14 protein-coding genes are annotated in these 10,400 nt (G+C 37.5%); 9 read left to right on the top strand and 5 right to left on the bottom strand.

Annotated features, from left to right (window positions below; translation table 11 throughout):
• Positions 1-308: 308 nt before the first annotated feature.
• Positions 309-1,310, top strand: coding sequence for a hypothetical protein (locus tag Q0I54_RS12355; protein WP_296119017.1), 1,002 nt, complete (start codon positions 309-311; stop codon positions 1,308-1,310).
• 83 nt (positions 1,311-1,393) lie between these two features.
• On the opposite strand, the gene Q0I54_RS12350 is transcribed toward Q0I54_RS12355, so the two are convergent.
• The 4 genes from Q0I54_RS12350 to Q0I54_RS12335 all read right to left on the bottom strand — a co-directional run bounded on the left by Q0I54_RS12350 (position 1,394) and on the right by Q0I54_RS12335 (position 3,690).
• Positions 1,394-1,591, bottom strand: coding sequence for a hypothetical protein (locus tag Q0I54_RS12350; protein ID WP_296119015.1), 198 nt, complete (start codon positions 1,589-1,591; stop codon positions 1,394-1,396).
• Positions 1,592-1,651: 60 nt separating this feature from the next.
• Positions 1,652-2,551 (bottom strand): hypothetical protein, encoded by a 900-nt coding sequence (locus Q0I54_RS12345; RefSeq protein WP_296119014.1) that lies wholly within the window; start codon positions 2,549-2,551, stop codon positions 1,652-1,654.
• Positions 2,552-2,637: 86 nt separating this feature from the next.
• A complete protein-coding gene (locus Q0I54_RS12340; protein WP_296119012.1) occupies positions 2,638-3,174 on the bottom strand; it encodes an RNA 2'-phosphotransferase in 537 nt (178 codons plus the stop codon).
• 339 nt (positions 3,175-3,513) lie between these two features.
• The gene (locus tag Q0I54_RS12335) at positions 3,514-3,690 is read right to left on the bottom strand and encodes a hypothetical protein (protein WP_296119010.1); all 177 of its coding nucleotides are present in this window, start codon (positions 3,688-3,690) and stop codon (positions 3,514-3,516) included.
• A gap of 210 nt (positions 3,691-3,900) precedes the next feature.
• On the opposite strand from Q0I54_RS12335, the gene Q0I54_RS12330 reads away from it, so the two are divergent.
• The 7 genes from Q0I54_RS12330 to Q0I54_RS12300 all read left to right on the top strand — a co-directional run bounded on the left by Q0I54_RS12330 (position 3,901) and on the right by Q0I54_RS12300 (position 8,600).
• Complete coding sequence (locus Q0I54_RS12330) at positions 3,901-4,182, top strand: hypothetical protein (RefSeq protein ID WP_296119008.1); 282 nt, start codon at positions 3,901-3,903, stop codon at positions 4,180-4,182.
• 38 nt (positions 4,183-4,220) lie between these two features.
• On the top strand, positions 4,221-4,559 hold the full coding sequence (locus Q0I54_RS12325) for a hypothetical protein (RefSeq protein ID WP_296119007.1): 339 nt from the start codon (positions 4,221-4,223) through the stop codon (positions 4,557-4,559).
• On the top strand, positions 4,540-4,965 hold the full coding sequence (locus Q0I54_RS12320; protein ID WP_296119006.1) for a hypothetical protein: 426 nt from the start codon (positions 4,540-4,542) through the stop codon (positions 4,963-4,965). The genes Q0I54_RS12325 and Q0I54_RS12320 overlap by 20 nt, the downstream gene beginning before the upstream one ends.
• A gap of 9 nt (positions 4,966-4,974) precedes the next feature.
• Positions 4,975-5,565, top strand: coding sequence for a DUF1294 domain-containing protein (locus Q0I54_RS12315; RefSeq protein ID WP_296119004.1), 591 nt, complete (start codon positions 4,975-4,977; stop codon positions 5,563-5,565).
• A gap of 86 nt (positions 5,566-5,651) precedes the next feature.
• Positions 5,652-6,464 (top strand): NERD domain-containing protein, encoded by an 813-nt coding sequence (locus Q0I54_RS12310; RefSeq protein ID WP_296119002.1) that lies wholly within the window; start codon positions 5,652-5,654, stop codon positions 6,462-6,464.
• A gap of 339 nt (positions 6,465-6,803) precedes the next feature.
• Positions 6,804-8,225, top strand: a complete 1,422-nt coding sequence (locus Q0I54_RS12305) for an ATP-binding protein (RefSeq protein WP_296119001.1) — start codon at positions 6,804-6,806, stop codon at positions 8,223-8,225.
• 201 nt (positions 8,226-8,426) lie between these two features.
• Positions 8,427-8,600, top strand: a complete 174-nt coding sequence (locus tag Q0I54_RS12300) for a hypothetical protein (RefSeq protein ID WP_296119000.1) — start codon at positions 8,427-8,429, stop codon at positions 8,598-8,600.
• A gap of 345 nt (positions 8,601-8,945) precedes the next feature.
• On the opposite strand, the gene Q0I54_RS12295 is transcribed toward Q0I54_RS12300, so the two are convergent.
• Complete coding sequence (locus tag Q0I54_RS12295) at positions 8,946-9,245, bottom strand: helix-turn-helix domain-containing protein (RefSeq protein WP_296118999.1); 300 nt, start codon at positions 9,243-9,245, stop codon at positions 8,946-8,948.
• Between the two features lie 157 nt (positions 9,246-9,402).
• Between Q0I54_RS12295 and Q0I54_RS12290 the strand changes: the two genes are divergently transcribed.
• Positions 9,403-9,630: a hypothetical protein gene (locus Q0I54_RS12290; RefSeq protein WP_296118997.1), complete on the top strand. Its 228-nt coding sequence runs from the start codon at positions 9,403-9,405 to the stop codon at positions 9,628-9,630.
• Positions 9,631-10,400 lie beyond the last annotated feature (770 nt).

Here is a 10,400-nt window from a genome sequence, read left to right as displayed (position 1 = left end):
TTGTTTTTGATACTTTGATATTAAAATAGAATTCTTTTTATGTCACGCAACGCTTGTGAAAACAGGCGCAACGGTAATGATTTTCATTCTGGTCATCGAAAGCAAAATTCCGATTTGTTATATTTATTTTCTTCATGGTATATAGTTATTCTCACTAATTCGATTTATATTTGCATCTATCATACCACACAATCCTTAATCATGTCTCCACATAATCCCTTTTTTCAGATCCGCCGAACCTCCTACCACACAAATCCGCTCCATGTATCTTCCGTATAAAGCCGACAACGCGGCAGAAGGAGGAAAATATGAGAGAAGATATAGAAATTATTGCAGAAAAAATCAAGACTGAGATAGCAAAATCCGATGATTTGCGTGGAATGAACATTGCTGTCATGGATGAAAGTGAACCCGATGGAAATTCTGTCCTACAAATAAAGGTGGATGACAAGATTATTGTATACCGCCCGGATGTGAAAGGGTCACCGGAAGTAAAAGATGGTGTCAGTGTGAGAAATATGCAGTTGCCATATGAATCAGCCGACCAGTTTGCAAAGAGAGTGGTGGATGATATCAAGGACGTCACCGTTTGGAAAGATGAGGAACATTCCGTCGATATCTGGATTGGAATTAAAGAGAGGACACCGTTGCCGATGGAAGAAGAACTGAAAAAGTTTATGGAAGAAAAACTGAAGTCAGCGGATCTGCACGGTTACAGTGTGGATGTACAATTTTCTATCAGTAAGAGTAAGAAAATCCGATGCTCTGCGCTTTGCCGAGTGTATAAGCATGACAGAAAAGATGAACGAATGGTAGAAAATATCCTATGTTGCTATTCCAACGACGACAAATGGATGACCAGTATTGACTCTGTAAAGCGTCTGTATGACAATATTACGCATCTTAACCACTGTGAAAATTTGGACGACATGAAGGCAGCAGTAGAGCAGAATATTGATGAGATTAGTAGCAAAATGGAAGAACGTCGCAGAATCCTGTATGCAATAAGTGATGAAAGATATAAGAAGAATATTCTGCAGGAATATGTTGATGACCGACTGCAGGTAGCAGGTGTTGCCGATAAGGCGTATGCAAATGTCCATGTGAATGACGATTTCAACAGACTTGGCAGTGAGCATGTGGCATCTGATAAGGAACTGTTTGAAAAACTCAACCAGACAATAGATGGGCTTTGTAAACAGGCAAGAGAACTGGACCGAGGTTTGGAAGACCGGGAACGGGAACCTGCAAAAGCTTGGACACCAAAAGAAGAGAAAAAGCAGGAAAAGCAGGTGGATATTACAAGATAGGGTAGAAGGAAGATGGGCTAGAAAAAGTCTATATGGAATAAATAAGAGCCGGACGATGTCCGGCTCTTTGTAATGTTCTGTTTTTAACAATAAAATTTTATCTCGTCAGTTACGAATGCCTGTTTCCATTTTGAACAGATGAGGAAAAACTGAGCTGAGATGAAATCCATCAATTCATTTAACTCTTTGTTTGTAGTCCCAAATACTTTTGCGATATCCATAGCCAGTTTTAACAAATCATAAATATAATTCCAAGAATCATAATCCCACTCATAATTCATAGCCTGGCATGGTTCGCATCAAAGAGAGGTGTGTCGGGTTCTGTTATAATATACAGGTGGTTACACGATTTTCAACGCACGGGATAGTAGTGCCTCGTCAACTCCATCGCCCGCAAGCTGTTCAGGCGTCTCGCCGGATCTGAGCCGCTTAACAACATCCATAAGTTCATCCATGGCTTCAGTACGTACACCATCCACATATGCTTTTTCATCAAATTCTGTCAGGCGCGGCATATGAAGCGGCAGATGCATTGTTCCCCATTCACAGGTTTCAATGTGTTTCTCTGTTTTCTTTTTTATAATAAAACCAATAACCTCATCCTCATCTTCGTTTGTTTCAACAACAATCCAGTCATCGAAGTAACGAAAGACAGATTTGTGGTAATCAAAAAATTTGAGGTCAGACAACAGGCCGTTGTCCTCTTTAATATCGTCCATGATTTTTTCCGGTGTCAGCTCTTTTTCTGCAAGGAAAGCCTGAAATTCAACATCTTTCTCTACATAATCTGTGAAAATATAACGCAGGATATCATCAATCAGCTGTTTACGAAAATCGGATTCATAATCTTTGTCATCCAGATGTGTTTCCACAAGAACGCATGGCATTTTAATACGGAATGGACCTGGGATGATATAATACCATTTGTTGTCCAGGTCATAAAAGTAGCCGTAGTCAATGAACATTATCTTACTGAAAATATTTCGTTCAGATTGTCCGAGCCAGAAAGGCTCATCCGTCAGTCTGTGTGTGAGGGACCATTCTTCACCGCCTTTTTCGCTGCCTCTTTGACCAATTAGTTTTGTCTGGCCAAAACCGAAAAGGTATTCCACGTCATCCGGTTCCTGATACCAGAGCGAAAGCCGGAATCCCACGTTTTTAAAATAACCGCCATTTCCGGAAAATCCATACTGGACATGACCATCCCGCAGACGTCGTGCAATAATACTTGTATCTCCCATAATATCCCTCCCTATTACTGTTCGATACTATAACGGTGAACCATTATAATATAATTCTTATCTGTTACATGTAGCTGCCAGATCCGTTACAGCCTTTGTAAATATTTTACAGGCACTTCTTTTGTCAGCCAGACACCATTGACTGACAAATAGAATTTATATCCATCACGGTACATCTGCCCGGTCGCTACCTGAAAAATGACCTCTTTTCCATGTCTTTTTCCAACTTTTACTGCTGTATCAATATCTTTGGAGAGATGGACATACAATCGGCTCTTCGGAATTAGTCCCTGCTGCAGAATGGAACTTACATATTTTTCTCCGGTTCCGTGGAAGAGTAGTTCCGGTGGTTCTGCCTCAGGTAATTCTACGTCAACGGGAATGGAATGCCCTTGGTTGGCACGGATTAATGTCTTGCCGGGATTGAAAGAGTAACGCTGTTTATTGTCTGTACGCACAATTTCTTCCAGTACATCCATGTCGAATCCTGGATTATTTTTCGCAATACCATCAATCAGGTCATGGACGTTCGCCCATCCATGTTCATCTAAGGTAATGTCAATAGCCTCCGGTTTGTGCCGTAGAATGAGGCTTAGGTATCGGCTCAGATTTGTTAGGTTCATGGTAACACCTCCTGTTTTGTAGCTATTTGTTTAGTAGCCAGTCCGCAATATCGTGTGTATCAACCACTTTCGTAGTTTTTTACTTTCAAAAGTTTAAAATTTTTCGATTTTCGAAACTGACATTTAAAAAAAAGAGTAAAGAAAAAGATACAGTAACCAACGCAAGCATTACTGATTATGTATCCTGTGTTTTCAACAAAAGAGCCAGATTTCTCTAGCTCCTTTAAGCATATATCCGCAAATATATGCCCCGATTACGATTATCATATCACATTGAAAATGTTTGTCAAATCCACGGTAGGTTTCATGGTGAGTCATCAGATCCGGCAGCAGCAGTGGCTATTCTTCCTTACCAGATTTTACATTTCCGTCTCTTTTTTTGTCATATTCATAAATTCCACCACCGTAATACCAGCCATGATTCTCTACAAACTCGATGAAAGCATCGCAGAAAGCTTCTTCTGACTCATCATCCGGGATTTCTACACACCCGTTCAGTACAATTTCTTTACTCATATGTTACCTCCGTTATTTTCTCTGTTTATGATAACATGGCAGTGGGGCGGATGCATTGAACCGGTGGTTGAGCTATTTACTTGCGATTATTTTATCTGTTTAGTACAATAAGTAAAAAGACTGTGTGGTGTGAGTATATGGAAGAAAAAGATAGAGGTCGCGCATTTTTGTTTTCAAAATACTATGGTTTTATAGATAATGAGGATGAAGATGGAGATTATCAAATATATTCCGATGGTAGTGGATATTACCACGGTTCTGACGGAAGTAAGGCACAGATATACTCTGACGGCAGTGGTTATTTTCATGGGGCAGATGGAAGTGAAGCTCAGATTTACCCAGATGGAAGCGGATACTATTATGGAGCAGATGGAAGCGAAGGACATATATACTCAGATGGAACTGGACGCTTTCGCGGAGCGGATGGTAGTACGGGGCATCGGAATAGCAATGGAAGCGGATACTTCGAGGATGAATATGGAGATACTGTGAGCTACGATTCTTTTTCTGAGCGTGAAAATGAGTCTGATATGTCTGAAGAAAAGGATTTTGTATCGGGGATTACTGAGATATTGATGGACGCAGCATTCAAGGCTGGGACTTCGGCTATCAAAAAAGGGGTTGCCAAAGCAAAAGAACAGGCACGACAGGAAGAAGCGGAACGTTTAGAAGCACAGAGAATAGAGGAAAAGAGAGAGCAAGAAAAATACGCTGAACAACAAAAGAAAAAAATGCGTAGAAAAAAGCGTATGAAAGCAATGTTCTTTAATAAGAAGAATCTGGAGTTTGCTTACTCCACAAATCAGCTGGCAGGCAAAAACGTGAACTGGGTTGTGGGAAAATTGGAAGATGCTGGATTCAATAACTAACTGTAAGCCAATCGCAATCAAAGATATTTACCCAGGAATTAATAAGTTCGTGGGTGAAGTGGAACAGGTTGTGGTAGATGGCCGATCATGGGTGGAGGCCGGTGAACAGATTTCGTTTGATGCAGAAATCATCATTACTTTTCATACCAAGAAGGAATTTGCCTTTCCATACTCCAAACATAAGATGATGAATATTGGGTACAAAACACTGGCGGATAAATTGGTAGATATAGGTTTCACACAGATTTATGTATCGAAACTGGAAGATTTAAAAACCGGATTTCTCAAGAGAGAAAATTCCGTTTCAGATGTTGTTATTGATGGTGTAGATACGATTAAATGTGGAATGATGCTCGAATACGACAGAAAAATAAGTATTCAATATCATACTTTTCCAGGAAGGTAACAGAAGAAAATGGCAGAATTAGGAAAATTAGAATATTATTTACTGGCAATCAATGTCATTGGTGCATTGGTTTATCTGATTAATATGCTTTTGTACAGACATACTGCAAGAGGACAGATAGATGTGGTAGTGACGATTGTATCTTTACTTGGCGGTTCTGCTGGTATGCTGCTTATGATTTTACTTTTTGACAGGAAAGCGGAAAAGGAAAATATGATGTCGCGGGTGTTTATTATATGTGTTTTCGTCATCCAAGTGATTGTGCTGTTGATTTTCAAAGGGCATCATGCAGAACATTTTACGTTTGCATTTTGGAAGTTCTTTGCAGAACACCGGATACTGCTGATATATCTTGGAATTATGAATCTTGTGACTTTCATAGCGTTTGCTATAGATAAGGCCAATGCGAAAGCGCACCGTTCCAGAATCAGAATCGTGACATTACTGGGATTGTCTTTTGCTGGCGGATCCGTTGGAGGACTTATTTCGATGTATCTGTTCCGACACAAGACGCAAAAGGACTACTTTACGGTTGGAATGCCGCTGATAATTGTGATGCAGGTTGTTGTTTTATTCTATGCAATGAATGCGGGATGGTAGACGTAGTGGTCATTATAGGTTATTTTCGAGAACATGTTTTATTGACTAAATCCATGTCAGAGAGTGAAATGAAAGAGGATAAATAAGTGGGAAAGAGTTTATTGGATTGCATATTAGACAAAGTAGTAGATAAGACAATAGATGCCATGGGAGGCAAGGATGCAGTAAATGGAAAAATAGGAGAGGCATATACAGCGCGTGAGTTGAAATTGTTAAATCTATTAGGCAGAAAGGGAAAGGTATTGCGAAATGTATATATTCCAAAAGATAATAACGAGACATCGGAAATAGATGTTTTGTTTATTACCCAGAAGGGAATTTTCTTGATTGAAAGTAAAAATTACTCAGGATGGATTTTTGGAAGCGAAAATCAATATAAATGGACAATGATGCTACCGAATAAAGAAAAACATTCTTTTTATAATCCGATAAAGCAAAATCAGACACATATGAAATGGTTAGAAAATTATCTTGGAATAGACATTCCATTGTTTTCATTGATTGTATTTTCCGAACGATGTGAGCTAAAAAAGGTGACAGTGGAAAATCCGGATATTAAAGTGATTAAAAGAGACCGTACTTATGCGACCGTGCGCGATATATGGAATGAAAAGGAAGATACATTGTCAGATGAAGAAGTGGAAGTAGTATATCAAGAATTAAAGAAACTGACTAAGGTAACGAAAGAAGAAAAAGAAATTCACATTCAGGATATTAAAGAAAAATACGATGAAATCTCAGGAGATATTCCAACTACAGTTACTGACGAAAAAGCGAAAATCTGCCCACGTTGTGGAAGTATGTTGGTATTGCGGACCGCGAAGAAAGGCACAAATGCTGGGAAACAATTTTATGGATGTAGCGCATTTCCAAAGTGCAGATATATAAAAAATGTTTAAACACGAACACTTGTTCAAATCCGATTTTTGTTGTATAATGCCTTAATAATAGGTCTCAAGCCATAAAAGTATGTGGGTTAGTTCAGAAAGAATTGAATCAAATTCTTTTGAATAAAAAATGAACACATTTTCCAATTGTAGTTTTGCTGCAAATAGGGCATAATAATAGCAGAGAACAAAAACGATACAGTTTTTTGCGGGACTGGTGCTTGCACCAAGCTCGCTTTTTTCTTTTCAAGAACCGTAATATTGACCATTTCGATGCAATGCGGTATTATATAAAATAACTTATAATAAATAAACTTATAATAATATTATTTATAAAAAGGAGTCTGACAAATGAAATTCATCGGTAGAAAACGTGAAATGGAAAAGTTAGAATCAGAATATAGTCGCGATAGTAGTTTTGTCGTTATTTATGGTCGCCGCCGAGTAGGAAAGACCACACTGATTAAAGAATTCTTGAAAGATAAGACAGCTTTTTACTTTCTGGCCACGGAAGAAATTGAATCCCAGAGCATGAAGCGTTTGGCTGGAGTTGTCGCGCGAACAACAAAGAATCGTTTATTGCAGAATGCGACCTTTACGGATTGGCTGGATTTATTTCAGGTGATTGCAGATTACGAACCAGAAAAAAAGAAGGTCTTTGTACTTGATGAGTTTCCATATTTGGTGAAAACCAACTCTGCCTTCCCATCCATCCTGCAGAACGCATGGGATGAAGTGCTTAAGGATAAGAATGTGATGCTGATTTTATCCGGTTCGCTCATTGGAATGATGCAAAAGCATGCATTATCCTATGACAGCCCATTATATGGTCGTAGAACTTCGCAAATGCGATTAGCTCCGTTACCATTTACGGATATTTATGCAGTTCAGAGTTTATCATTTACCGAATCGGTGGAACAATACGCCGTAACTGGTGGTGTACCAAAATATCTGGAATTTTTCGAGGATGGAAGAGAACTGACAGAACAAATAAAAGATGCAGTTCTTTCCAAAAATGGTTTCTTGTATGAAGAACCGTTCTTTTTGCTAAAAAGCGAGTCAATGACAGCAGTTAATTATTTTTCTATCATTAAGGTAATTGCAGATGGCAATCATAAGATTGGAAAGATAGCAGGAGTGCTTGGAATAGAATCTTCAAAACTGACACCATATCTTTCTACGCTTTCTGATTTGGGCTTTGTAGAGAAAAGAACACCAGTTACAGAAAAAAATCCGGAAAAATCCAGAAAAGGCTTATATTTCATTGCTGATAATTTCATATGCTTTTGGTTTAGATACGTGTATCCATACAAAGGTGAACTGGAACTGGATAATATGCAGATTGTACTAGATGAGATACAGAAAGACTTTGAGACAAAGTTTGTTGCATTTGCATACGAAGATATCTGCAAAAACCTGTTTTCTGATCTATGCAAACGGGGAGCAATTGATTTTGTTCCGTCCCGAATCGGAGCTTATTGGCTGAACGATTATACTGGTGATACTGAAATAGATGTTATGGCAGTGGATAATCAGTATAAACGAATTTTTGCAGGAGAATGTAAGTATCATGCGAAACCAGTGGATGCTCCCGTATATTATGCGTTGAGAGATAAAGTGCTGGATGCGGGAGAGATTCGGAAATCGTATCCGAGCTATGACGTTATCTATGGGGTATTTAGTAAGAGTGGATTTACACAACGGATGTTGGATGTTGCAAAGGAAACACAAAATCTGATGCTGATCAATGAAGATCAGGTGATGGATATTTAGTAGAATGATATAATATCGGATAGAATTATCCAAGATTAATATATATTATTAGGAACAACCAAGAGCTGGAGGATTATTCCGGCTTTTGGTTAATGAATGATTATGTCAAAAAGTTATTTTCAGTGAATGGTACTATTGTGAAGAAATCAGGACAAGAAAATAAATTAATTGATCCTTTCACACTTAAATCTGGAGGCAATTATGTTACTAAAAGATATTAAATCTGCCGATGAATTAGTCACTTATCTGGAAAACAGGCAACTCTGCGGGATAAAATCAGAAGATGATTCTGCCGAAAATTTATTAAAGTTATGTAAGCAATATGAAGTTCCGATAAGCATGCTGCGGATGTATCCATATCTGCGTGAAAAATGAAATTTAGCCTAATAGGAACCCGTGAAATTTGTCAATTTAGGTTAAAAGTGTAAAATATTGAAAAATAAAAAACGTTGAGTTTTGGCCATTTCAAAAGAGATGGCCTTTCTTTTTTTATTATGTTACACATAGAATTTTTAGCTTTTAAACTGTAAAAAGTTGTCAATTTTAGGTTAGAAGTGTAAAAAGTTGTCAGTTTTAGGTATAAATTGTAAGAAGTTGAAAAACTCTTTTTTTAGGCAAAAATTGTAAAAAGTTGAAATTTCGGAAGAATAAAAAATTTATGTGTTTTTATACAATAATAAAAGACCGTTCGTGAGATGAACAGTCTTTTTATATATCATATCAAGAATTCTTTTTCCGCAGGATTTCTATGAATTCTTTTAATATAGTAATTTCTCTCTTAGATAGTCCAGTGACATCTAAATGTTGATCATTGACTTTCTCAACTCCAAGTAGATAATCTGTTGATACATCATACAACTCAGCAAATTTGATCAAAACCTCTGGTGAAGGAGCACGCTCCTGCCGCTCATAAAATGATATTACAGAATCTGTTAATCCCATTTTTGCAGCAACCTGAACTTGTGTCCAACCTTTGCTTTTCCGTAGTTCTTTTAATCTTTCACCAATTTTTATATCCATACCAATCTAATCCTCATTTGTTATTAATTCCACTATTTTAAGGAAACATCCACGTATTGTTGTAATTAGTTTATCAATCTTGTAATATGTATTTATGTCAATAAAGTTTGATTACTAGCAAGATAGTGGAATTCAGGAAGATAGCTGCGAAAATATAATGTGGATTATCAATTATTTAAAACAGAAAAAATACGAAAAGAAAAAAGAGTATTGGAGAAACGTGATTTACGATGATGGCATTCAGTATAGTTGGAGTGAGAGTGTTTGGGGTCCAGTCCCGGATGAGGCCTATGGCTACTTTTCACATGAAGAACTGCTGGAGATTTATGCAGAACGAGAGCGCGATGAGCAAGAATTACAAAATTTATTAGAAGAATTAGAGTAAGAATTTTTGAGTATTGAATGCTTCGAACGAATGTGCTACTATGAAGCAACTGAAAGAAAGTGCTGGCTGATAAGCAGTTCTTTGATTTTATGACTACAAATCCGGATCACCGATATACGTGTCTGAAAAATCTAACAGGAAATAATAACCTATGGGATATGTATTATCTGGATACTGGGCTTGGAGATGAAAACAAAGACTTGTACGAATGTACAAAGAATAGTGAAATATCACTAGCGTTCAGCGTAGGCGATCGATTTAATGATGTATAGGAAAAATTATAGTTTTGATATAATCAATTTTAAATGGAGGAGTGCGACGTGGGTAATTACTATTATTTAATGCATAAAAAAATTAGGTGCGGTATGGCAGAATTAGACAACATTTTGGGCGACATACTGAATTACGAAGATTACTCTACCGGAGCATCTCCTTATATTGGAACCGCTAATCTCAATAAAATAAAAAGATTGTGCTCGGAACTGTAACATGTTCAGCAGATTCATGGCTGATGTGGCTGTTTCCTATGGCACATGCGATTCCATGGTTACATTATGAGAAGTATTTGAGTAAGCAGATATTTCCAATTTGGGGATCATATGTGTGCTTGTCTGGGAGTTGTGCCGTATTGATTGTCTTATGTATGGTTTTGAGCAAAAAATATCAGGCAGGAAGAGGATAAGTATGATTGATATAAAAGATGTTTCATTAAATTTGAATAAACGACAGATTTTGGATCATGTTTCCCTGAAGTTGCAGGAAGGGAAAAT

It is taken from the genome of uncultured Eubacterium sp. (assembly GCF_934295145.1).
In the GTDB taxonomy this organism is placed as follows: domain Bacteria; phylum Bacillota; class Clostridia; order Lachnospirales; family Lachnospiraceae; genus Eubacterium_I.
Note: the sequence above shows the minus strand (reverse complement) of the source record. Positions and strands in the feature narration are given on the sequence as shown.